The sequence below is a fragment of the Mucilaginibacter sp. genome (assembly GCF_965201005.1).
Classification (GTDB): domain Bacteria; phylum Bacteroidota; class Bacteroidia; order Sphingobacteriales; family Sphingobacteriaceae; genus Mucilaginibacter_A.
The window spans coordinates 2,489,081-2,514,328 of the sequence record NZ_OZ241747.1 but is presented as its reverse complement, the minus strand read 5'-3'; the positions used below and the strand labels follow the sequence as shown (position 1 = coordinate 2,514,328).

At 40.4% G+C, this 25,248-nt stretch carries 20 protein-coding genes; 17 read left to right on the top strand and 3 right to left on the bottom strand.

What is annotated here, in order from left to right; genetic code table 11:
* Window positions 1-20 precede the first annotated feature (20 nt).
* The 8 genes from ACOFKR_RS11570 (at window position 21) to ACOFKR_RS11535 (ending at window position 8,035) form a co-directional block, all read left to right on the top strand.
* On the top strand, window positions 21-464 hold the full coding sequence (locus ACOFKR_RS11570) for an RpiB/LacA/LacB family sugar-phosphate isomerase (protein WP_419800958.1): 444 nt from the start codon (window positions 21-23) through the stop codon (window positions 462-464).
* Between the two features lie 18 nt (window positions 465-482).
* A complete protein-coding gene (gene tal, locus ACOFKR_RS11565; RefSeq protein WP_419800957.1) occupies window positions 483-1,583 on the top strand; it encodes a transaldolase in 1,101 nt (366 codons plus the stop codon).
* Between the two features lie 5 nt (window positions 1,584-1,588).
* Entirely contained in the window at window positions 1,589-2,206 is a 618-nt protein-coding gene (locus tag ACOFKR_RS11560; RefSeq protein WP_419800956.1) for an HAD family hydrolase, read from the top strand.
* A 10-nt stretch (window positions 2,207-2,216) separates the two neighbouring features.
* A complete protein-coding gene (gene gndA / locus ACOFKR_RS11555; protein ID WP_419800955.1) occupies window positions 2,217-3,653 on the top strand; it encodes an NADP-dependent phosphogluconate dehydrogenase in 1,437 nt (478 codons plus the stop codon).
* 40 nt (window positions 3,654-3,693) lie between these two features.
* Window positions 3,694-5,202 carry a glucose-6-phosphate dehydrogenase gene (gene zwf, locus ACOFKR_RS11550; protein WP_419800954.1) on the top strand — a complete coding sequence of 503 codons (1,509 nt, stop codon included), beginning with the start codon at window positions 3,694-3,696 and terminating at the stop codon, window positions 5,200-5,202.
* A gap of 3 nt (window positions 5,203-5,205) precedes the next feature.
* The gene (pgl, locus tag ACOFKR_RS11545; RefSeq protein ID WP_419800953.1) at window positions 5,206-5,940 is read left to right on the top strand and encodes a 6-phosphogluconolactonase; all 735 of its coding nucleotides are present in this window, start codon (window positions 5,206-5,208) and stop codon (window positions 5,938-5,940) included.
* 145 nt (window positions 5,941-6,085) lie between these two features.
* The gene (locus tag ACOFKR_RS11540; RefSeq protein ID WP_419800952.1) at window positions 6,086-6,814 is read left to right on the top strand and encodes an SDR family NAD(P)-dependent oxidoreductase; all 729 of its coding nucleotides are present in this window, start codon (window positions 6,086-6,088) and stop codon (window positions 6,812-6,814) included.
* A gap of 21 nt (window positions 6,815-6,835) precedes the next feature.
* On the top strand, window positions 6,836-8,035 hold the full coding sequence (locus tag ACOFKR_RS11535; RefSeq protein WP_419800951.1) for a family 1 glycosylhydrolase: 1,200 nt from the start codon (window positions 6,836-6,838) through the stop codon (window positions 8,033-8,035).
* A gap of 25 nt (window positions 8,036-8,060) precedes the next feature.
* Here the strand turns inward: ACOFKR_RS11535 and ACOFKR_RS11530 are convergent, their stop codons facing one another.
* Entirely contained in the window at window positions 8,061-8,537 is a 477-nt protein-coding gene (locus ACOFKR_RS11530; protein ID WP_419800950.1) for a DUF6702 family protein, read from the bottom strand.
* A 130-nt stretch (window positions 8,538-8,667) separates the two neighbouring features.
* Here ACOFKR_RS11530 and ACOFKR_RS11525 point away from each other — a divergent pair, with 130 nt between their 5' ends.
* Genes ACOFKR_RS11525 through ACOFKR_RS11515 form a run of 3 tightly spaced genes read left to right on the top strand, consistent with a single transcriptional unit; the run spans window position 8,668 to window position 11,900 of the window.
* Window positions 8,668-8,934, top strand: coding sequence for a hypothetical protein (locus tag ACOFKR_RS11525; RefSeq protein ID WP_419800949.1), 267 nt, complete (start codon window positions 8,668-8,670; stop codon window positions 8,932-8,934).
* A 39-nt stretch (window positions 8,935-8,973) separates the two neighbouring features.
* Window positions 8,974-9,564, top strand: a complete 591-nt coding sequence (locus tag ACOFKR_RS11520; protein ID WP_419800948.1) for a HupE/UreJ family protein — start codon at window positions 8,974-8,976, stop codon at window positions 9,562-9,564.
* A complete protein-coding gene (locus ACOFKR_RS11515) occupies window positions 9,561-11,900 on the top strand; it encodes a M1 family metallopeptidase (RefSeq protein WP_419800947.1) in 2,340 nt (779 codons plus the stop codon). The genes ACOFKR_RS11520 and ACOFKR_RS11515 overlap by 4 nt, the downstream gene beginning before the upstream one ends.
* A gap of 94 nt (window positions 11,901-11,994) precedes the next feature.
* Here ACOFKR_RS11515 and ACOFKR_RS11510 read toward each other — a convergent pair whose 3' ends face one another.
* Complete coding sequence (locus ACOFKR_RS11510; protein WP_419800946.1) at window positions 11,995-12,165, bottom strand: hypothetical protein; 171 nt, start codon at window positions 12,163-12,165, stop codon at window positions 11,995-11,997.
* A 96-nt stretch (window positions 12,166-12,261) separates the two neighbouring features.
* A complete protein-coding gene (locus tag ACOFKR_RS11505; protein WP_419800945.1) occupies window positions 12,262-15,819 on the bottom strand; it encodes a PKD domain-containing protein in 3,558 nt (1,185 codons plus the stop codon).
* Window positions 15,820-16,494: 675 nt separating this feature from the next.
* Between ACOFKR_RS11505 and ACOFKR_RS11500 the strand changes: the two genes are divergently transcribed.
* From ACOFKR_RS11500 to ACOFKR_RS11475, 6 genes are all read left to right on the top strand, one after another.
* Window positions 16,495-17,082 carry an RNA polymerase sigma factor gene (locus ACOFKR_RS11500; protein WP_419800944.1) on the top strand — a complete coding sequence of 196 codons (588 nt, stop codon included), beginning with the start codon at window positions 16,495-16,497 and terminating at the stop codon, window positions 17,080-17,082.
* A gap of 84 nt (window positions 17,083-17,166) precedes the next feature.
* Window positions 17,167-18,381, top strand: coding sequence for a FecR family protein (locus ACOFKR_RS11495; protein WP_419800943.1), 1,215 nt, complete (start codon window positions 17,167-17,169; stop codon window positions 18,379-18,381).
* 300 nt (window positions 18,382-18,681) lie between these two features.
* Window positions 18,682-22,068, top strand: a complete 3,387-nt coding sequence (locus ACOFKR_RS11490) for a TonB-dependent receptor (RefSeq protein ID WP_419800942.1) — start codon at window positions 18,682-18,684, stop codon at window positions 22,066-22,068.
* 34 nt (window positions 22,069-22,102) lie between these two features.
* Window positions 22,103-22,225, top strand: coding sequence for a hypothetical protein (locus tag ACOFKR_RS11485; RefSeq protein WP_419800941.1), 123 nt, complete (start codon window positions 22,103-22,105; stop codon window positions 22,223-22,225).
* A gap of 18 nt (window positions 22,226-22,243) precedes the next feature.
* Window positions 22,244-23,887 carry a RagB/SusD family nutrient uptake outer membrane protein gene (locus ACOFKR_RS11480; RefSeq protein WP_419800940.1) on the top strand — a complete coding sequence of 548 codons (1,644 nt, stop codon included), beginning with the start codon at window positions 22,244-22,246 and terminating at the stop codon, window positions 23,885-23,887.
* 28 nt (window positions 23,888-23,915) lie between these two features.
* Window positions 23,916-25,046 carry a SusE domain-containing protein gene (locus tag ACOFKR_RS11475; protein ID WP_419800939.1) on the top strand — a complete coding sequence of 377 codons (1,131 nt, stop codon included), beginning with the start codon at window positions 23,916-23,918 and terminating at the stop codon, window positions 25,044-25,046.
* Window positions 25,047-25,248 lie beyond the last annotated feature (202 nt).

Here is a 25,248-nt window from a genome sequence, read left to right as displayed (position 1 = left end):
TCACCCTAAAATTAACAAAGATGAAAGTTGGGATTGCGGCAGATCATGGTGGGTTTGAACTAAAAGAAATGATGCGTGGTTACTTGAAAAGTTTAGGCCATGAAGTAGTGGATTTTGGTGCGAAAGAGTTGGTTCAGTTAGATGATTTCCCGGATTACGTTATTCCGCTTGCAAAAGCTGTAGCTGCAAAAGAAGTAGATCGTGGCATTGCCGTTTGCGGCAGCGGCGTTGGGGCTTGTATCGTGGCCAACAAAGTCGCCGGTGTACGTGCTGCTTTAATTACCGAACATTTTTCCGCCCATCAAGGCGTGGAAGATGACGATATGAATTTGATGACAATTGGCGGACGCGTAGTTGGGTTTAACGTGGCGCAGGAACTCATTTCCACATTTTTAAAAGCTCAATTTATTGGTGCCGAACGCCATTTACGCCGCATGGAAAAAGTTCATCAGTTAGAAAAATAACCTTATAAAAGAAGTATCATGGAAAACAGATTAAAAAAAATACATGAATTAGGCCAGAGCATCTGGCTGGATTTTATCGACCGAAAGATTATGGATTCCGGCGATATGCAAAAACTGATTACTGATGATGGCGTGCGTGGCGTAACATCAAATCCGGCAATTTTTGAGAAAGCTTTCAGCAGCAGTTCTGATTATGATGCAGATATTGCCAGGCTGGCCAAAGAGGGCAAAAGCAATGATGATATTTTTTACGGCGTTGCGGTAGAAGATATCAAACGCGCGGCCGATATGTTTTTGCAGGTTTATGAAGATGAAGTAAAAGGTGCTGATGGTTATGTTAGTTTGGAAGTTTCGCCGCGTTTAGCAAACGATACCGAAGGCACAACCAAACAAGCTTTAGAACTATGGAAAGCCGTACATAAAGATAACGTGATGATCAAAATCCCGGGAACAAAAGAAGGTTTGCCGGCCATTCAAAAATCTATTGCAGGAGGTTTGAACATTAATGTTACGTTGCTTTTTGGTTTGGAAAGATATGAAGCCGTTACCGAAGCTTATATAAAAGGTTTGGAAGAACGTGTTGCTGCCGGTAAACCAATTGAATACGTTTCTTCTGTGGCCAGTTTCTTTTTAAGCCGTATTGATGTTTTGGTTGATCCAATGCTGAAAGAAAAAGGTTTAGATCACCTCAAAGGTGAAGTGGCAATTGCCTCCGCAAAAAAAGCTTACGAGATTTATAAACGTGTTTTCAGCGGAGAAAGATGGCAGAAACTGGCAGATAAAGGTGCCAAGCCACAGCGTTTGCTTTGGGCAAGCACCGGTAGCAAAGATCCGTCTTTCTCTGATGTGAAATATGTAGAAGCTTTGATCGGTCCGGATACTGTTGATACTATTCCGATGGAAACTTTAGTTGCTTTCCGGGATCATGGCAACGCAGCAAATACTTTAGATCAAGGTTTGGACGAAGCAACCAAAACTTTAGAGCAAATCAAAGCAGCAGGCATTGATCTGGCCAAAATTACCCAGCAACTGGAAGAAGAAGGCATTGAGAAATTCAATCAGCCATATGATAAACTGCTGGCCGCAATTGAAAAGCAAAAACAAAAAGCCGTAGCTTAAAATATATGGAAGCCGGCTATCCCAAAATTTTGTTCCTGGATGTAGGCGGTGTTTTGCTGACGAATGGCTGGGGACACGAATCACGTCAGCTGGCGGCAAAAGTTTTTAAGATAGATTATGCAGAGATGGAAGCTCTGCATAATCTTATTTTTAATATCTACGAAATCGGAAAAATCTCACTGGATGAATACTTAAATACGGTGGTTTTTAATCATCCACGAAACTTTACCCGGGAAGATTTTAAAGCTTTTGTGTTTTCCGAATCAAAAGAACTTCCTGATTTGTTACAATGGCTGATCGAATGGAAAAAAGATTGTGGTTTCAGGATCATGTCCATCAACAACGAAGGAAGAGAACTAAACAATTACCGCATTAAAAAATTTGGTCTGCACCGGTGTTTTGATGCTTTTATTTCTTCCTGCGAGGTAGGTGTGCGCAAACCAGATCCATCCATATTTAAGTTGGCAACGGGCATTGCCCAGGCAAAACCAGAACAGTGTTACTATTTTGATGATCGGGCGATGCTGATAGAAGTGGCCAAAACAACCGGCATCAACGTATATCAGCATAAAGATTTTGAAACAACAACACATTTATTAGAACAGATTAAATCACAATTTTAGATTAAAAACAATGGCGGACAATAAATACACATTTGGAATGATTGGTCTTGGGACTATGGGCAGGAATTTATTGCTGAACATGGTAGATCATGACTTTTCCGGAGCAGGTTATGATAAAGATACAGCCAAAATCGGATTACTTGAAAAAGAAGGCGTAGGCAAACCAGTTAAAGGGTTTCCGGAATTAAAAGACTTTATCAGCAGTTTGCAAAAACCGCGTGCTTTGATGATGCTGGTTCCGGCCGGCAAAATTGTTGATAGCGTGATTGAAGATTTGCTTCCGCTAATGGAAGAAGGAGATATTATTATTGATGGCGGTAATTCTCATTTTACAGATACAAATCGCCGCGTAGAATATTTAAACTCGAAAAAACTGCACTTCTTTGGCATGGGGATTTCTGGTGGTGAAGAAGGCGCACGCAATGGCCCAAGCATGATGCCTGGCGGTGACAAAGAAGCTTATCAGCATGTAAAAAATATTTTTGAAGCCATTGCTGCAAAAGTTGATGATGAACCTTGCGTAACATATATTGGACCGGGTGCTTCCGGACACTTTGTAAAAATGGTGCACAACGGTATTGAATACGGTTTGATGCAGCTGATTGCAGAAACATATGGCATTATGCAAAAAGGTTTAAAAATGGACGATGCATCTATCCAAAAAACTTTTGCCAAATGGAATGATGGCCGTTTAAAATCCTATTTGTTAGATATTACCAAAGATATTTTTGCCTTTAAAGAAGAAGGGAAAGATATGTTGCTGGTTAATGATATTAAAGATGAAGCACGGGCAAAAGGTACTGGAAAATGGACTTCACAAGTAGCAATGGATCTGGAATTACCTGTACCAACAATTGATACGGCTGTTTCTATGCGGGATTTATCAAAATACAAAGCTTTACGCGTAGAATTATCAGAGCTTTATGACGAACAACTTCCGTTAATGGCAGAAAATAGCGAAGAGTTTTTGGATTCCTTAGAGCAAGCATTCTACTTCAATATGATCATCACTTATACACAAGGAATGCATCTATTGTATAAAGCCTCTAAAGATTATCAGTATGAGTTGAATTTGGCAGCCATTGCCAGCATTTGGCGTGGCGGCTGCATCATCCGTTCGGAGTTTTTGAACATAATCACAAAAGCTTACGATCAAAACCCTGGCATGGAGCTTCTTCTACTCGATGAAACAGTGCAAGGTTTGGTTAAAGAAACCGAAAGAGCCATTCGTAAAGTGGTTGCTGCGGCCATTGGATCAGGTGTTGCTATACCGGCTTATGGTTCTTGCCTGAATTATTTTGAAACGTTCCGCACTAAAAATATGCCATCCAACCTGATCCAGGCACAACGCGATTATTTTGGCGCACATACTTACGAATTGATTGGTAAAGAAGGTGTGTTCCATACCGAGTGGCAGGCAATCCCTTCGCACAAAACCAATAACTAACAGATACTTCTTTTATCCACCTTTTTTATCACTCTTAATTATGAAATCAACTAAGAATCAGCCTACGGTATTTGTGATTTTTGGTGGCACTGGCGATTTAAACTGGCGAAAAATTACGCCTGCCTTGTACAATTTATTCCTGGATGATTGGCTGCCAAATCAGTTTTCGATCATTGGCACAGGCCGTACAAAATTGTCTGATGATGATTTTAAATCTAAATTGCTGGATGGTATCAATCAGTTTTCACGCAGCGGAAAAGCCAAAGATGACAAGTGGAAAACTTTCTCAGACAATGTTTTTTACCAGCCGGCAGATTTGAACGATGCCGAAACTTATACTGAATTTGGCAATCTGATTAAAAAATACGAAGGCGATTGGAACCAGGAAGCAAATGTGATTTATTACCTCGCAGTGGCGCCGCAGTTCTTCCCGATAATTGCAGAGAATATTTCTAAAAGTGGTTTGGCCACTAATCCGGAAAAAACCCGGATCGTGATTGAAAAACCCTTTGGCCATGATCTGGAATCTGCAAAATCTTTAAACCAATTGCTGCAGGGCATTTTTCAGGAAAAACAGATTTACCGGATCGATCATTATTTAGGAAAAGAGACCGTTCAAAACATCCTGACTTTTCGTTTTGCCAATTCTTTGCTGGAACCGCTTTGGAACCGAAATTATATCGAACACGTGCAGATTTCAGTTACCGAACAATTGGGCGTTGCAGATCGGGGCGATTATTATGAAGGTGCAGGGGCAATGCGGGATATGATCCAGAACCATATTTTGCAGTTGCTTTGTTTGGTGGCAATGGAAATCCCGGTAAATTTTGATGCAGATGAAATCCGCAATAAAAAAGTGGACGTGTTGAACGCTATGCGTCGTTTTACATCCGAAAATATCAAAAATACAGCTGTTCGCGGTCAGTACGGCAAAGGCTGGATTAATGGCAAAGAAGTTCCGGGTTATCGCCAGGAAAAAAATGTAAACCCCGAATCCAACACCGAAACGTTTGCTGCCGTAAAGTTTTTTGTGGACAACTGGCGCTGGCAAGGCATACCGTTTTATGTACGCACCGGTAAACGTTTGCATCAATCTGCTTCGGTGATTACCATACAGTTTAAAGATGTGCCGCATCCCGTTTTTCCTTCCGAAGCAACCGAAAGCTGGCAGCAAAACCGCTTGATTATCAGCATACAGCCGGAAATGAGTATTCGTTTGCAAGTGCAGGCAAAGCGTCCGGGCGTAGATATGGTGATCAACACCGTTGATATGGTTTTTGATTATAAAGGAACTTATTCCAACGACGCACCGGAAGCTTACGAAACCTTGTTGCTGGACACTATGCAAGGCGATCAGACTTTATTTATGCGCGCCGATCAGGTTGAGGCTGCCTGGGCTTTGATTATGCCGATTTTAAACGTTTGGGAAAGTAAAAAGAGTTCTAAATTCCCTAATTATTCTTCTGATTCCTGGGGGCCGGAAGTTGCAGAAGCATTAATTGCGCGTGATGGTTTCCATTGGTTTACCTTGCCGGCAAAAGAAGATTAAAAAATGAATTTAAAACTGAATATTTTCCCTTCTGAACAGGAAGTGTTAAAGGCCATTGCAGCTTATTTTATCAAAACAGCAAATGAAGCCATTGCAGCGCAGGGTTTTTTTAATGTTTCTTTATCAGGAGGAACTTCACCAAAAAAACTGTATGAATTGTTGACAACCTCAGGGTATCGGCAACAGTTAGACTGGACAAAAGCTTATTTCTTTTTTGGTGATGAACGAAATGTGCCGCAAAATTCGCCCGAGAGCAATTTTCTAATGGTAAAAACAGCATTGTTTGATCCTTTAGATATTCAACCTGATCATATTTTTGCGGTTGATACTACCGTTTTGCCCGAATCTGCAGCAATAGCTTATGCCGAACAAATTGATAATCATTTCAAAAACCAGGAAGTTAAATTTGATTTGATTTTGCTTGGTCTCGGTGATAATTCCCACACGGCTTCATTATTTCCGCACACTGATGTTCTGAAGGAGAAAGAAGCGACCATAAAAGCAGTATTTCTGGAAGATCAGCAGGTTTACCGGATTACTAAAACTGCTAAAATGATCAATCAGGCACACCACATCGCATTTTTACTGTACGGTGCCGGTAAAGCAGAAGCGGTAAAACACGTTTTGGAAGATCCGACAAATATCGAGGAATATCCGGCACAACTAATCAAACCGGAAAACGGTGACGTGCAATGGTTTATGGATCAAGCGGCTTCGGCCTTGCTTCAAAATAAATAGAAATACTGTTTTTATCACCTAAATTTCAGGGTTCAATTTTTTATAAAAGCGATAGTTTGTCAAACTATCGCTTTTTTTTGTTTTTGATAAACAATACTTCTTTTAGCACGTCTGCTACGGTATATAAGCTATTACTGCTCTATTTATGAGATTTGAAAATAAAATTTGTTTGGTTACCGGTGGTGGTTCAGGGATTGGGAAAGCAACTTGTTTACGTATGGCGGCCGAAGGCGGAACGGTGATTGTGGTTGATATTAACGAACAACACGGAAACGAAACGGCCGATGCCATCCGCCAGCAAAAAGGCAAAGCCACATTTATTAAAGCTGATTTGGCTATTGCAGATGACATTGAAAAATGTGTGCAAAAAGTGATCGATCAATATCATCGCATTGATGTGCTGGTCAACAATGCCGCTTTCATGACGTTTGTTAAAATTGTTGACCTGGAAGAAAGCGACTGGGACAAAGTGATGAACATCAACCTTAAATCTGTTTTTCTGTTTTGTAAATACAGTTTGCCGCACATGAAAAACGGTGCAGTGGTAAACATCAGTTCCGTACACGCTTTCCAAACCACACCTGAAGTTTTGCCTTATGCCACCACAAAAGGCGGTATGGAAGCTTTTACACGTGGCTTAAGCTTGGAATATAAACCTTCACAATCCCGCTTTAACTGCGTTGCCCCAGGTGCTGTGGACACGCCGATGTTGTGGTCAAACCCAAACATCAAAGATGGTGTAGAAAAAATGGAAGGCCAGATTGGCAAACCCGAAGAGCTGGCTTCGGCTATATGTTTTATGGCTTCGGATGAGGCTTCTTACATTAACGGCACAACTTTAGTAGTTGATGGTAACCGATTGGACAACTTGTAAAAGTTTAATAAACAAGGTATTATGAAAAACAAGTTTATGTTTGCCACCGGTATCGAAAACAGTTATCCTACTGTTTTTATCGATGGAAAAAAGGTAAGGGTTGATGAACTGGAAAAAACCGGCCACTATAAACACTGGCAGGAAGACTTTCAATTGGTTAAAGATTTTGGCATCAAATTTCTGCGTTATGGGCCGCCTTATTTTTCAACTCATACTGGCCCAGGCCAGTACAATTGGAGTTTTGCAGATGATACTTTTGCAAGGTTAAAAGAACTCGACATTACACCGATTGTTGATCTTTGCCATTTTGGTGTTCCGGATTGGCTGGACAATTTTCAAAACCCTGATTTTCCGCAATATTTTGCAGAATATGCGCAGGCGTTTGCAAAGCGATATCCGCATTTAAAATTTTATACACCTGTAAATGAGATATTTGTGGCTGCTTCATTTTCTGGCCAATACGGCTGGTGGAACGAAAGTCTGGCCGATGACAAAAGCTTTGTAACCGCCTTAAAACATCTTTGCAAAGCCAATGTGCTGGCCATGGAGGTGATTGCAAAAGTGCAGCCGGAGGTTACTTTTATCCAAAGTGAATCATCAGAATATTTTCATCCGGAAGACCCGAGTTGCTGTGAACTGGCGGATTTCCTCAACTTGAAACGCTTTTTGTCGCTTGATCTTTCTTACGCGCACTCCATTAAAGTTCCGCATTACAAATATTTGATCGAAAACGGGATGACGGATGCAGAATACGAATGGTTCATGAACAACAAAATCCGTGGAAAATGTATTATGGGCACGGATTATTATGCCTCCAATGAACATATTGTTCATGCAGATGGCTCAACCAGTGCTTCCGGTGAAATATTCGGCTATTATGTAATCACCCATCAATATTATACCCGTTACCGCTTGCCGGTAATGCACACGGAAACCAACATTGCCGAACCACACTCGGTTACTTGGCTGCAAAAAGAATGGGCAAATTTGTACCGTTTTAAGCAGGATGGATTCCCGATTGTTGGTTTTACCTGGTATAGTTTGCTTGACCAGGTGGATTGGGACACGGCACTGAGGCAAAACAACGGTACTGTAAACCCGCTTGGTTTGTATGATTTGGATCGAAAAATCCGCCCGGTTGGCACCGCTTATAAAAATTTGATCAAGGCTTGGCGTTCGGCCTTAGAACGTGATACATACGGCTTAAACATCATTCTCTGATTTTTACCCGATAAAAACAGCATCCTTAAAAAACAAAAACAGCATCAGCATCAGGGTTGTCCACTTTGGTGCTTTTTCTTTGGCCGCCAACGGTTACATGCATCATATTGATTTGTTCCGGGTGCTGCTCAAACAATAAAGCATCGTGTACATTTAGTTTTCTGGGCGGATCAATGCCTTTTACTTCAAAATAACTCCAGGTGCCGTCTTCCTGGATTTCGTAGCCAACATAGTTTAAACTTAACGCTTTTCCATCGGCGTGGATGAGTAAACGTTTTTTTACATAATCACTGATCAGCTTGTTTACCAGCGTTTTATCTTTTGGTTTGATAACATCTAACTCAACATGATACTGTTTTTCCAGTGCTTTTTCCAGATCATCAGAAAACATCCGGCAACTGATTTCCAATGAATGACTGGCCGGATTTTGCTTGATCTCCGTTATGCTTACATAAAAAGGATGGAACAGCCTCAGCCAGAAGAAAAAGAATAAATTCAACATTAATAATATGATTATTTATCTTTCAAAAAAAGGTATAATTAACCACAATTGCGAATGCTTCTTTTATCATATATATTTAGGTTTATTTGTTCCAAAAACAAATTATCCTGTATAATCACACGCAACACTTATGAACAAAGTAATATTTTATTCTTTTAAAATTGAAAATGTAAGTTTTCAATCAACCGGAAATTTGTCTATGAGTACGCCGTTTGTAAAAAACGAAGTTGTAGATGATCTGAAACGCATTTTGGCTAAATCAGGGTATAAAATGGCGGCAGATAACAGCCACAAAATAGTTAAAATCGATAGTGAATTATTTATCGAAGGAATGGCGTATGAAGGTCAGAGTCCGGATGATGTAATTATTCAAGGCTATTTCAAATCATCTAAATAACTTTTTTAAGCCGGATAATATAAAACGAATACTGTTTTTATGCCTGATTTTTCCTTGTATTTCCAGCTCGGCCTGCAGCACATCTGCGATTGGAAAGGTTACGACCATATCCTTTTTGTAACCGTTTTATGCGGCGTTTATCAATTGCAGGATTGGAAAAAAGTGCTGGTTTTAGTCACCGCTTTTACCATCGGACATTCTATTACGCTGGCTTTGAGCGTGTTCAATATCGTCCGCATCAATACTTCGCTCATCGAATTTCTCATTCCGGTCACAATTGTTTTAACAGCCTTAAATAATATCGGTAAAAGAAGCATCCCGCAGAAAACCATTAACCTGACTTATTTTTTCGCTTTGTTTTTTGGGCTGATACATGGGTTGGGTTTTTCCAGTTATTTGAAAAGTTTGCTGGGGCGGGATTCTGATATTGTTTCCCAGTTGTTCGCTTTCAATCTAGGTTTAGAATGCGGACAAATCCTGATTGTGATTTCTGTGTTACTTTTGGGTTTTTTGCTGATCAGGGCTTTTAAAATTAAACCTCACAATTGGGGATTTTTTCTATCTTCGGCTATCTTCGGTATCGCTATGATGATGTGTATTGATCGGTTTCAACAAATTATTATTAAATGAAGAAAATTTATTTATCCATTTCCGTTACTTTTCTCTTTGCAGCAACAGCTTTTGCGCAATATGATAACAATCCGGGCTCAAACCACGGCAATAAGTTTGAACAATTGGGTACGATGATTTCCGACCCGAACATGTACCGGTCGGCATCCGGTGCGCCCGGTCCGAAATACTGGCAGCAGCGCGCCGATTATGAAATCAACGCTAATCTGAATGATGACAAGCAGCGTTTGGACGGTACAGAAACAGTTACTTATTATAATAATTCCCCCGATCCGTTAACGTATTTATGGCTTCAATTGGATGAAAACCAGCACCGTAAAGATTCGCAGGGAAGTACTACCGGCGAAAGCAAAATGCAGGACAAAATGAGTTTACGCCAGCTGCAGTCCATCATGGGCAATAATCTGGATTTAGGTGATCATATTTTAAGTGTGAAAGATGCCAACGGAAACAACATTCCTTTCACCATCAACGAAACCATGATGCGGCTGGAAATGCCCAAAATGCTGCTTCCCGGCGAGAAATTCAAATTTAAAGTAGCTTGGTATTACAATATTTCAGATCGTTTAACTATTGGAGGGAGAGGCGGTTACGAATATTTCCCGGAAGATAAAAACTATTTGTACACCATGTCGCAGTGGTATCCGCGGATGGCTGTTTACAGTGATTTTCAAGGCTGGCAAAACAAGCAATTTATCGGCAGCGGCGAGTTTGCGCTGGCTTTTGGTAACTTTAAAGTGAATATTAATGTGCCGGCGGACCATATAGTTGGGGCAACAGGTTTATGCCAAAATTACAGTCAGGTGCTTTCAACAGCACAGTTAAAACGCTGGAACCAGGCACAAAACACCAAAGAACCCATTGAAATTATAACCCTAAACGAAGTACAGCAAGCCATGAAAGGCCACGCAAAGGCACGTAAAACCTGGGTTTATGCTGCCGAAAATGTACGGGATTTTGCCTGGGTTTCTTCGCGGCGGATTGTGTGGGACGGCATGTCAACCCAAATTGAAGGCGGCAAAAAAGTAATGGCCATGTCTTATTACGGCCCCGAAGCTTATCCGCTTTACCATCGGTATTCTACCAAAGTGGTGACGCACACGCTTAAAGTTTATTCGGCGCATACTTTCCCTTATCCTTATCCAAGTGCCATTTCTGTGGAAGCATCCAACGGGATGGAATACCCGATGATCTGTTTTAATTATGGCCGGACTGAGAAAGACGGTACTTATAGTGAAGCCACCAAAAACGGTATGATCGGTGTAATTACGCATGAAGTTGGGCACAATTTTTTCCCGATGATCGTAAACTCAGATGAACGGCAATGGACGTGGATGGATGAAGGCTTGAATACTTTTTGTCAGTTTTTGGCCGAACAGGATTGGGACAACAATTTTCCTTCGCAACGAGGGCCAGCTTACAAAATTGCAGATTACATGAAATTGCCCAAAAATGAACTGGAACCAATCATGACCAATTCTGAAAACATCGTCCGTTTCGGGCCGAATGCTTATGCCAAACCAGCAACAGCATTAAATATCCTGCGCGAAACCGTGATGGGCCGTAAACTGTTTGATTACGCTTTTAAAACTTATGCACAACGCTGGGCCTTCAAACATCCAACACCGGCAGATTTTTTCAGGACGATGGAAGATGCCTCGGCAGTTGATTTGGATTGGTTTTGGCGAGGCTGGTTTTACGGCACAGATCCGGTGGACATTTCTCTGGACAGTGTGAAACTATACACGCTCAACACCAAAAATCCTGAAATTAATGCTCAGGCTGACCGGGCACAGTTTGACCGTAACCTGCAAAGCATCACCATGCAACGCAATCGGGAAGCCGGGACACGTTTTGCGGTAGAGGCAGATTCTTCCCTGAAAGATTTTTACAGCAAATTTGACCGTTTTGCGGCAACTCCGCTAACCAAAGAAAGTTATCAGGCAATGTACAATGCTTTATCCCCGGAGGAAAAAAACTTTTATGAAAGCAAAAACTACTTTTACCAGCTGACATTAAGCAATAAAGGTGGTTTGGTGATGCCGGTAATTTTAGAGTGGACTTATACTGACGGCACCAAAGAAACCGAACGCATCTCCGCTTATATCTGGCGGAAAAATGAACAGAAAATCACAAAGGTTTTTGCTAAAACAAAAGAAGTAAAATCCATCAAATTAGACCCTTATCGTGAAACCGGCGATATTGACGAAGACAACAACAACTGGCCACACACACTAACGCCAACACGTTTTGAATTGTTTAAACAGCAGACCTTGCCACGTGGCGCAACATCCGGTGCAAACCCTATGCAGCAATCCATAAAAAAACAACCGTAAAAGAAGCATCTGTAAAAACTGATTGTAACAACAAAAGCCGAAACAGCTATCCGTTTCGGCTTTTTTTATGTTTCCTCAGCAAAGAGAAAAACAATTATTTTTTTAAGGTATCGTTTGGCGGTATAGTGTTTTGTATATTGTTGGTACTGTCGCCTACCCGAACTGTATCATTACGGTCTAAACCATAATTTTTATGTTTTTCGTTACAGGCTGTTGTGATGCACAGAACTGCCAAAGCAGTAAATAAAATAAGTTTGTTTTTCATGATGCTTCTTTTACCGGTATAATTTCAATAAATGTTTTCCCTCTTTTAACAAGCCGGGAACAAAAAGTTTAGGTTTATTTTCAAAATTACCTATAATTACCGAATAACCGTAACATATCCGCCATAATTTTTTGTGCCGTCTTTCAGGTTCAGTACATAATAATACGTGCCTACGGGTACTTCTTCACCTTTGTACCGGCCATCCCAAGCGGTGCCGTAACCGGTAGAATGAAACATTAATACGCCATAACGATTGTAAATATCCATGATGCAATCCGGGTATCTGTCTAAATTCCGGATATTCCACACATCGTTTATTCCATCATTATTTGGGGTAAAGGTATTTGGGATAATCGGTAATTTCAGGATCCGGACCGAAACCGTATCCGTTGCCGAGCAGCTGTCTGCAGAAGTTACCGTAAGCCGGTAGGTAATGTCATCCTTCGGCGTTGCAACGGGCCGTGCAATGTTCGGGTTGCTCAAACCGGTTGCTGGCGTCCATCTATAAGTGATGTTATTGCCAGTGGCTTTTGGTGATAAGGTTACGCTTTCCCCAATGTGTACGCTGCGGTTTGCACCGGCATCAACGGTTGGGGTTGGGTTTACGATGATGTTTTGCGTAACAGAATCGGCACAACCGCTTTCGGTAGTAAACACATATTTAATGGGATGTATGCCCACTCCAGCCGCTGCCGGAGAGAATAAGCCATCTGCCGTAACACCTGCACCTGAGTAAACACCTTTGCCGTTATTGCCGCTGATATCTCTGGCCTGGGTAAACTGAATTGGCGAAACTTCCTCGCATATACTGCCCAAAGCTGTAAACACCACTTTTGGGGCAGCATTTATGGTGATGGTTTTCTCGGTTATGTCCACGCAGGTAATGCCTGAGTAAGCCATTAGCCTGACCGTATAAGTTTGGGCTGCAGGTGTGGTAAAAGGATTATATTGATGCGTATATTGTTGCCCTGCTTTCGGGTACATATAAGTTTCTGCAACTGCTGGCTGGTTTGCATAATCAAAGTACCAGACCAGTTTGGTAATCCGGCCAACATCTACCGAAGATTGATTTTGAAAAATTACCGGCACATTACTGCAAAAGCTTTTGGTATTTAAAATTTCAAACGCCGCTTTCGGCATGGAGCCGTTTACCAAAAAGTCTTTTTCAGCCGTTGCAAAACTGCCGTCATTTGCCGTAACTGTTTCGGTAACGTGGTAAACCTGTGCTTGTAAAAAACGATGCGTCGGGTTTTTTAAAGTCAAGGTATTTGGGTTGGAAGCTGTGGCTTCTGCATCGTCAAAACTCCATAAGTAAGTTAACGTAACACCGGTGGCAACGCTATCCGCAGTTAAATCTGTAAATTGGGAAGATAAATCTGTTTTACAAACATCCGGTAGTTTAAAATCAGGTTTTAAGCCCGGTTTGGCAATAACCGACTGCGTTATTACTGACGTACAGCCAAAATCAGAAACTAATGTAAGCTTTACCTGATATGTTCCGGCGGTAGCATAAACGTGTTCAAAAATTTTGGCATCAGTATGGTTTTCTGTTTTGCCATCACCAAAATCCCAGTTCCATTGCACAATTTTGCCTGCGGCAATGGTAGAAGCATCTTTTAAAAACACCGAAAAATCTTTAAACACCGAATTTGTATAGGTAAAAACAGCATTGGGCAAATTGTTTATGCGGATGGTTTGCTGTTTGGTTGTTTGGCAGCCGCTTTCTGAAATTGCTGTTAAACTTATGGTATCCAAACCTGGCGTAGTATAAGTGTGCGTTGGGTTTTGCAGGGTAGAAGTGCTGCCATCGCCAAACTTCCAGATCCAGCTTTTAACAGTTTTGCTGCTATCTGTGCTTTTGTCAATAAAACTGACCGAATCCCCGGCGCAAATACTGGCCGGGGCCGTGAATGCCGTTATGGGCGCACTGTAAACCGTAAAGGGAAAGGTGAAAAGCTGATCGCCTAATGTGCAACCGCCTGTTGAAGGAGGAAGGTCTGCCTTTATATCCACAGTATAATTGCCTGCTTTTTTAAAAATATCCGGTTTTAGTAATTTGTAAACGTAGTACTGCGTGTTATTAATTATGGTATCCCGAACTACAGGATTATTTTGAACAATAGTAGGTGTTTTAGAAGGTGTTATGGTCCATTCTATATGTTTCGTCGGAACGTTTAACGTCAATTGTAAAAAGTATTCATCATACACGCAGGCAGAAGTAATTTGCAGGTTGCTTACCGGATCTACTGCGTTGGCCGTTAGGGTAGTTGCCAGGTTTGTTCCTGCCGAATAAGAATAAGATTCTACATTACCAAAACCGTAGGCAATGGCATTGAAGCCATCATCCGCAGTTAAATTAAAGTTATTGGTTCGATAACCGTTCAAATTTAGCTGGAGATAAGAGTAGCCGGGCAATTGTGCCAGCGGTGTAAAGGAGATAAGCGGAGCCACACCATTGATGCGAAAACTGGCCGCCGCAGCAGTTTTAATCAAAACATTAATGTATTGTTCAGTAATATTCTCCCGGGTAGAAGAATAAACGGTTATATTTTTGATGCTATACTCGATCGGGTTTAAGATTACCATGTCCGGGTCGCCTAGTGTATTAGAATTTGGAACCCGGTCAGAACAGCTTTGAGTTAAAGCATATTGCGCAACGCTGATGAGTTTATCTGCAGAAATACTGGCTGGCTGATTAAGCGGGTTGGGTGTAGTGTAAAAACCGCCTGCGTTTAAAGTGGCAACGGTGATACCATTAATTTGTACATTGGTATTGTCAGTTTGTGCCACCACGCGTACATATTGGCCCAGGGTACGCTCTGTAGCCACCAGGTTGCCTCTTGCAGCCATACTAAAAGGTATAAAACCATAAGTTTTGCCCCAGCTTTCTATCGGATAATCTTGCTGATAAAGCGGATCCTGAGAACCGGGGGTACAAGTCGGATCATTAATAAAAGCACCGCTGCTGCCAGAAAACATGGCAAAACGCTTACAACCAGAAGTTAAACTATCTACACTAACAGAAACACCGCTTAAATCATTATAAGATAAGTATTCGTAAACATCGCCAACGTTTTTAAGCGTTATGCCTCCGGCCACTAAATTGGTATTACCTTGTTTAATAAAAACTTTTGTATTGGCTTCACTTGCCACAATTGTAATAAAATTTTTACCCTCATTTGAAAGAGAAGTTTGCGTATAGTTCATGCTGAAATACTGCTGACCCAAAGCCTTAATCGGCAAAATAAGCGACGCGGCAGAACGGGCACCAGCAAAAATATGGGCATAAACAACCACGTTTGGCTGGCCGGCATCTACCAATATGTGGATAGCGCGATTACTCAAAACGCGGCCTCCTTCTGTATCATTGATATAAGCACTTGCCCGCGGAACCTGAACTTCTGTAACCGTGTTGGCAGTAACCGTAAACTTTTGCGAAAAACCATTTACAGAAACTGTACCCGAAGAGGCCAGCTTGCCGGTAATAAAAATACTTATATTGGCCAGCTGCGTGGGCTTGTTAGGTACGTGCGTAGGAAAAACCGACCAAAACTCCTGGCCTTCGTTGGAAACACTTTGTGCATAAACCCAATTTTGGGCCGATAAACAAAGCATTGAAACAGTAAAAATAAGTTTAAGTAATTTTTTAATCATTTGATCTCCGACCGTATAAAGCTATGATTTACTCTGATAATATTTGCCAGTAAAAACAGTATCTACGTAATATTTAAGTTTTAAACCTTAAGCTAAATAACGTAATGTTTTTTATACATAGTATTAGTAGTTAAATAGTTATTTATTTTTCATCGGGCAACATTTATAATTTGATTTTTAAGCTTAAAAGGCTGTTCGGGATGCTGTTTTTACAACTGTTTTTTTGAGAAAGGGCAGAAGTAGTTAAAAGGTGCAGAATATTCTGTTGATCAACAACTTGAAAAGCACTGTCCAAATCCAATTTTTCTAAAATATTAAACGATACAAAACTGTTTAAAATCCAATAAAGCTGATTTTATATGGATAAAAGAAGCACTTAAATTGTCAGGCCGGTATTTCACTAAATCGTAAAAACGAGATTATGGTTTAGAAACACTTGCCGAATTTGTTTTATAAGTTTTAAAGCCTGTTCAAATTTCTGTCGGATGGTTTGCAATGCTTCTTTTATCCTATAAAAAATGGAAATTTCCATACTTTTTTATAGGCCTAAAATTCGATAAGCAAGAATTATACGCATAAAAGAAGCACTGTGATTTTTTTAGACCTAAACTTAAACGAGTTTTATTCTGTATAACTTCATACCTTTGATTAATCAATGTAAACACTTCCTGTAAAGTGGGCGACAAATTTATCACCAGCAATTATGTTCTCCGGTTAATGGCAGGGGAAGAGGCTGCGTTTGCTTCTTTTTATGAATTTTATGCAGAAAAAGTGTATCGTCTTGCTTTTAAATTTCTGAAAGATCATTCGCAAAGTGAAGAAATTGTGCAGGAAACGTTTATAAAACTTTGGTTAAACAGAAGTCAGCTAAATCCTCAAAGCAATATATGGTTGTACCTGTTTGTAATTGCAAAGCGATTATCTTTAAATGCACTTCGCCAGCAAGGGCAGTCCACTTTTGCCTTCGAGCAGTTCACTAATCATCACACGGAGATTTATAATATAACTGAAGAACAGGTTATCGCGCATGATTTAGAGCAATTTACAGAAAGAATATTGCAAAAATTGCCTAAGCAGCAACAGCAGGTTTATAATCTAAGCCGCAAAGAAGGTTTAAGTCATAAGGAAATTGCGCAAAAGCTAAAAATTTCTACCAATACGGTAAAAAACCACATGGTTGCAGCATTAAAATTTTTAAAAACTTACTTAAAATATGCGGATTTTATCGGTTTGATTTTTTTATTCCTGCAAAATAAAAAATAATTTTTCCCCCGATAGTCCTATCGGCTTAGCTCTGTGTTCTTTATATGTACTCAAACCTTTCGAGCCAATATAAACCGATAGAACATGAACGAAGCAAAGCTGAAAAGCTTGTTGCATGATTATTTTAATGATACGATCAATCAGGAAGATCGTATAGCACTATTGGTGTATTTAAAAAATGCAGACCTCAGCAAAATAGAAGGTTTTGTTTCAGAAGATTTATTAAACTTAGAAAAAGGTTCTGACCTGTTTCCTGCACGGAAACAAGCTGTTTGGAAAAAAATAATTTCTGATTCCCGTTATACGGCTGCTTCCCCTGATATACCACACAACCAATCCCAAAATATTAAATTATATAACAGAACATGGTTTAAAGCAGCTGCAGTATTGTTGGTTGTGTTTGCCATTGGGTTGATTGTGTTTCAAAAGCACCCTGCCGAAATGGTTGCCAATAAACATAATTTGCATCCCGGAAAAAACACGGTTATTTTACCCGGTAGTACAAAAGCGATTTTAACAACAGATGACGGAAAGGAACTGGTTTTAAACCAAACCTCAAACGGCGTAGTGGTTAAAAACAGAAACACACAAGTGCTTAAAACGCGCAATGGACAAATTGTATATAACTCAAGCAAAAGCAAACCGTCTATTATACAGCAGGTTAGGTACAACACTTTAACCACGCCCAAAGGAGGCGAATATCAGGTGATCTTGGCCGACGGTACAAAAATCTGGCTTAATGCAGCATCTTCTATCACCTATCCAACCACTTTTGATGGTAAAGACAGAAGGGTAAAATTAAGTGGCGAAGCTTACTTTGAAGTTGCAAAAAATGTTCACCAACCTTTTTATGTAAACACCGGAAACGGGGAAATCAGGGTATTAGGCACTCATTTTAACATTTCCGCTTACCCGGATGACGAAACAACTTCAACTACTTTGTTGGAAGGTTCTATTTTGATAACCAAACATCAGTCATCCTATTTGCTAAAACCCGGCCAGCAGGCAAATATCGGTTATCAATCCGATGATATTGAAGTAACCGAAGCAAAAACTGATGAAGTGATGGCCTGGAAAAATGGCTATTTTATTTTTAATGATGAAAGTATTGCCGGTATCATGAAAAAAGTTGCACGCTGGTACGATGTAGATGTTCAGCTTTTAGGCTCGGTAGATGCTCAAAAGTTTGGAGGGACATTTCATCGTTCAAAAACGATTGCAGAATTGTTGCACTACCTTGAAAAAATCGGAAATATTCACTTTTCAATTACAGGAAGGAGGATAACCGTGACCGGATGAAATGCTGTTTTTGATAAACGGTTACTCAAAAACCAGAAGTGTTTACGGCACCGACGGGAGATTGTCCCAAAGCCGGGTTAAAGCTTTTAAAATTTTATTGAAGACAGTTAGATGCTTCTTTTATGCCAGTAAATTTTGGATCTTATAAATTATTGCCGATGAAAAAATATACAAAAAAAACACCAGATTTTAGGTGATAAAAGAAGCATGGCAAATAAGTCCGATCGTTTTATAAACAGCTTCTTGAACAACCGTGATTACTTTCTCTTTACACCAATTATAAATTAACCCAACATTCAAATGTATAATAATTTTACCGCTTTTATCAGAGGTATGCAACCACGCTGCCACTATAAACCGTTGCTTACCATTAAGTTAATGATTGTATTGCTTACAGTTACCGTACTGCAAGCATCAGCGGCAACTTATGCCCAGGAAGTTACACTCAGTTTCAAACAGGCCAAATTGAAGGAGATTTTTAACAGGATCCAAAAAGAAACCAATTATGATATTCTGTATAAAGCTGAAGACTTAAAACTTGCAAAATTGGTAACCGTGAATTTAACTAATATTGGTTTGAAGCAAGCCTTGGATATTTGTTTAAGCGGGCAACCACTTACCTACACTATTGAAAACACCACGATCCTGATCACCCGTAAGCTTTCAGGAACCAGCAGTGTTAAAGCGGCCGTAACTGTAAGAGGAAAAGTAACAGACGCGCAAGGGTTGCCGCTGCCCGGCGTAACTATTTTAGAAAAAAACACAACAAATGCAGCAGTTACTGATGTAGATGGTAATTTTTCTATCACCGTTGCCGATCAGAACGCAGTGCTTCAATTTCGCTTTATCGGGTTTGCAACACAGGAAATCCCGGTTGCCAACAGAACTACCTTCGATATCAAACTTCAGGAAAATAAAACAGCCTTAAACGAAGTTGTGGTAGTAGGTTATGGTACTCAAAGCCGCATCTCGTTGACTGGAGCGGTTAATCAAGTAACCGCAAAGGATATTGCAGACAAGCCTGTGTTAAACCCTTTACAGGCTTTGCAGGGCGAATCCCCAAACTTAATTATCCAACAAACAAATTTTGAACCGGGAAGTGGCGTCAATATCAACATTCGGGGGATAAGCACTACTGGAGACAATTCGCCATTAATTGTTATTGACGGTATCATCGGTGGAAATATCCAAACGCTAAACCCCAACGATATTGCCAGTGTATCTGTTTTAAAAGATGCCGGTGCAGCTGCCATTTACGGCTCCAGGGCTGCCAACGGAGTTGTTTTGGTTACAACCAAAAGCGGTAGTTTAAACCAAAAACCTACCATAACTTTCAACAGCAGTTTCGGCATACAACATCCGGATGTACTGTTGAAAAAAGTAAATTCCTGGGACAATGCCTATTATAAAAATGAATCATTAGTCAACTCAGGCTTACCTCCGGCTTACACACCCGACCAAATTGCCCAATTACAGGCGCAAGGTAACGGCACCTGGGATGTAAACCACGTTTTGCACAATGCACCGCTTTTATCTGAAAACGTTGCCATTACCGGCGGCGGCCCAACCAGTTCTTATTTTATTTCAGGCGGCTATCAAAACCAGTTAAGCAACATCATAGGTAATGGTGGTTCGGGTGCTAATTACGGTTATGATAAATACAACCTGCGTATGAACCAAACCACTAATATCGGCAAACTGCGGGTAAACCTGATTTTAAGTTACAATCGTAATGAAAATAAATCTAATACCGCAGGCGATAATAACATTTTTGCTGATGCCAACAGGGTACCTTACAACTATAATTGGCAGGATAATCAGGGAAGATACCTCACCAACCAGGTTGCTTCCGAATTTAATGTGCTCAATACCGCGCAAAATGGCGGCTACAACCTAAGTACAGGTGATGAGTTTTTTGGTTCGCTAAACGCACAATTTAACGTTACCAAAGACATCAAGCTGACCGGCATCATGGGCGCAACGCTTACTGACGCTGGTACATTTATCAGAAGAATACAGGTTTATGATTATCCCTCCGGCACCTCGAACACAGACAGGGCCGTTTTTAACAACAACTTAAACAATATATTCTTAACACCGCAGTTTTTGGCTGAATATAACAAACAGATACAGGAGCATAAATTCAAAGTGCTTTTGGGCGTATCTAATGAATCATATACTTCAAAAACCAGTCAGGTACAACAACTTTATACCGATCCTCAGCTTGGTACTCCTACCACAGGTACTACACTTGATCCGAGCAATTCTTACAATACCATCAGCAATACACTCGAAACAAGTTTAGATTCGTTTTTTGGCCGTCTGAACTATTCGTATAAAGACCGTTATTTTTTAGAGGGTAATTTCAGGGAAGATTGGTCATCTAAATTTGCAGCAGGCCACAGGGCAGCTTTTTTTCCTTCAGTAGCAGGCTCTTGGCTGGCTTCGGAGGAATCGTTTATGAAATCTGTGACCAATGTGATTAATACTTTAAAGTTTCGTGCATCTTATGGTACACTTGGTAATCAAAACGTAAACGCTTATCAATATCAAACTCGTTATAACTCCTACAATAATGCTTACGCCTTTAACAATACAGCAGTTAGCGGAGCCGGTTATGCTTTAGGAAACCCGAATTTGACCTGGGAAAAAGCCACCACATTGAATTTGGGTGTAGATGCCAGCTTTTTGAACGACAAACTGGTTGCATCTTTTGATTATTTTGATAAGAAAACCAGCAATATCCTGGCAGGACGAACTGATGTTCCTGCATTGTTTGGTGCCGGGCTGCCAAATTATAATATTTCTAAAGTAGGTAACAAAGGTTGGGAAGCTATCATTACTTATAATCTTAAAAGTAACTCCTCTGTTAGCCAAAGTTTTAGTTTCAACATAGCCAACAGCAGCAACAAGTTACTAGCATTAAGTTATGGGTCTGATCAACAAATCCAAGGTTTGGGCGAATACTCCCTGCTACGTCAGGTAGGTCAGCCTATTACGCAGTATTATGGTTATAAAACTGCCGGTATATTTCAAACCGCGGCAGAAGTTCAAAGTTCTGCAAAACCAGCTGGCCTTAATCTTGCGCCTGGAGACCTTAAATACGTAGATCAAAACAAAGATGGTGTAATCGATCAAAAAGATATGGTGCCGTTGGGCAATCCTTTTCCGCAATACACTTTTGGTTTTACTTACCGTTTAGCAGTTAAAGGATTTGACCTGTCGGTATTTATACAAGGAGTAGGTAAACGTACTGAATTTATCAGAGGAGAACTGGTAGAACCTTTCCACTATAATTACGGAAATACATTGTTTGAAAATCAAACCAATTTTTGGACGCCTTCCAATACAGGTGCCACTTATCCTCGATTAGCGGTAATTGGTTCTGATTCAAATACGAACAACTGGCGCGACGGTTCAGACATTTACAAATTAAATGCTGCTTATGCAAGGCTGAAGAATGTAAACATCGGTTATACATTGCCCGCAGCTTTAACCCAGCGTGCTGGTATCCAAAGGCTCAGGATATCTTTAAGTGCTCAAAACCTATACACTTTAACCAAACTGAAATTTATAGATCCGGAAAGTACAGAATTTAACAATAATGTAAGCTTTACCAATTCAAGTAGTGGCCGTAGTTATCCGTTGCCAGTATTTTACGGGGCAGGTTTAGATTTGACCTTTTAAAAACCAGTTGAACAATTACTGTTAAAAAATAGCAATGCTTCTTTTAGCCCACAAAATTTGTATTACGCTCATCCAAAAAAATATAAAAAGTGTTTATGTTTTTTATACGATAAAAGAAGCATCAAATACGCTGGACAATTTTGAAGCAGGTTCTTAATTATTAAAAAATATCAAAATGAAATATTTTAAAAAATTGCTTTTTGTAACCCTGTCTGCTGTTGTTGCAAGCAGTTGTAAAAAGCTTGATCTGGCGCCTACCAATACGTTTACAGAATTGAACTTTTACACAACCAGCCTCAATGTAAATAATGCCCTGAACAACAATTACAGTGGCATGTACAACTCGGGCATGTTCTTTTATAACGATGCCATGTCAGACAATGCTTATGCGCCCGGAGGCGGTGCAACAGGGAATGTAACTGCCGTAGCCTCAGGTTCATATAATTCACAATTGGATAAATTTCTGAACGACTGGAGTTTTCATTACTCAGGCATTAATTCATGTAATTTATTTTTAGGCAACGTTGATAAAAACAAAACCTTAGATGCTGCCACAATTACACGGATGAAAGCCGAAGTACGCTTCATCAGGGCATTTCATTATTTCTACCTGATAACGCATTGGGGCGATGTGCCCCTCATCACAACCATCATCAGTGCTGATGAATCCAAAACACAATCCCGCGCAAGTAAAGCAACTGTACTTAGTTTTATTACTACGGAGTTGGAAGCTTGTGCTGCTGTACTTCCGTCAAAAGATCAGTATTCATCTGCTGATAACGGGCGTATTACCAATGGTGCTGCTTTGGCTTTAGAAGCACGTGTGTTGCTTTATCAGGGTAACCGAATGGCCGATGTGGTTACTATTTGTGAAAAGTTAATGAATACCTCGGGAACTTATGGTAACTATAAATTAGCAAGTGATTATAATAACTTGTTTAGCAACACGGCAGTAAATAAAAACAATACAGAAACGATGCTGGCACTGCAATATCAGGAAGGTGTAACAGGCAGGACCTGGGGTGATTATTATGATTTTGCCCCTATATCGGTTGGTGCACGTGATAATGGAATGGCACCAACGCAAGAACTGGTCAATGATTACATTATGCTGAACGGCAAACCTATTACTGACCCAACATCCGGCTATAATGAAAATAACCCTTACGTTAATCGTGATCCCAGGCTTACAGCTACTATTGTTTATGATCAATACAAGTTTTTAAACCCTGATGGCTCTACCCAGATTATCTACATTAAACCCGGAACCGATCCTAATTCTAACCGCCCGAATGAATACCGGCCTGCTGTTCAGTCCGTTTCTTCTACAGGATATTACTGGCATAAATATTTTGATCCTAACCACCTGCCTGCATTAGCATCAGGATTAAACCTGCATCTTATCCGCTGGGCAGAAATTTTATTAGATTATGCTGAGGCAGAAAACAGCCTGGGTCAAATGAATGCAGATGTATGGAATAAAACAATAATGCTGCTGCGCCAGCGTGCCGGATTTACTGATGCTAATGCACTAAACTATCCCGGTAATGCAGATATGACCAACCTTATCAGGAGAGAGCGCAGGGTAGAACTGGCTATGGAAGGTACTCGTACAGAAGATATCAACCGCTGGAAACTTTCTGAAATTGTATTGAACGGTTATGCACATGGTGCCAAATTTAGTGGCGACCCGACAGTTGATAATGGTTATATCCGGGCGCAGTTACGCCGTTTTGACCCTGCCAAAAACTACTTGTGGCCTATTCCATATAATGATTTGCAGAAAGATGCCAATCTCATCCAAAACCCGGGTTATTAATTCACAAAATTTCAATGTTGATAAAAAAATGAGAAAAATATTCACTATAAGTATGATGCTCCTGTTTGGGGCTGTTGCTTTTACCTCCTGCAAAAAGGATGTTCATGTGCTTGATACCAATGTTGCGGCTGTGAGCAAACTTAATTTACCTGCCGATCAGGCTAGTTTTAGTTTGGATCCTAAATCAAGTTCAGGGATTGTGTTTCAATGGGACGCCAGTTCAACCCAGGATCTGGTACTATACGAAATAGCTTTTGACAAACCAACAGGAGATTTTAGCAATCCGATATACAAAGTCCTTTCTGATGGTTCTGGCGTACAAACACAGGCAACCATCAGCCAAAAATTACTGAATACGATAGCTTCTATGGGCGGCATAGCATCTTCCAGCAGTGGTACATTAAAGTGGACGGTGATTGTTTCTAAAGTAGCTAATAAGCAGGTAAGCAAAAGCAGCCGCATCATCCAGCTAAACAGACCTGCCGGTTTTGCCGTACTGCCGGCATCGTTGTACCTCACCGGAACGGCTACGGAGGCCGGTGCTGATATTACTAAAGCAATCGCCATGAAAAAAATTAATGACGGTGTTTTTGAACTTTACACTTCTTTGCAACCGGGCACTTATACACTGGTAGATAAAAACAGCGGGACGCCTACGACATATTCGTTACAAAACGGTACTTCTGTTCAGTTAAACGGCAGTACAACAGTTACCAATAAAGGTGTTTACCGTATTTCTGTTGACCTTACTACGGCTTCTGCAACGCTTACTCAAATTGTTTCTGTAGGTTTTTGGTCTGCGCCATTGGGTAAAGTCACATTAACGCTTCCTTATATCGGAAACAGCCAGTGGGAAACTACTACAACCATTTCTATCCCGCAACAGTCGTATGGTTTGGATAGCCGTTACAAATATCAGTTTACAGTAGCAGATGCCAGCGGGAAACAATCGTTAGAATGGTATGGAAGTAAAAACTCAGATAATCCTGACCCAAACAACACAACATTGCCGTCTTACTTTTATGTCTATCCGGTAAACAATTCGCAGTTTGATTATTGCTTTAAGCTGCTTCCGGCCACCAACAATAAAAACTCCAGTATCAACGTTAATTTTAGTCCTGCTTTGGCTAATTACAATAATACGGTTACCATAAAATAATCAATCATTGGGTTATTGTTTCAAGCAATAACCCAATGATTTAAATTCGATCTGTAGGGAAGTTCAAATTTGGTTTTCATGCTTCTTTTATCCCATTAGAACCTTAGCTTTTCTATTGCCTGTTTAATATTTGTTCAAAGTATTTCCATGCTTCTTTTACCACCTAAAATTTGGTGGGTTTTTATATTGGCAACAATTACAA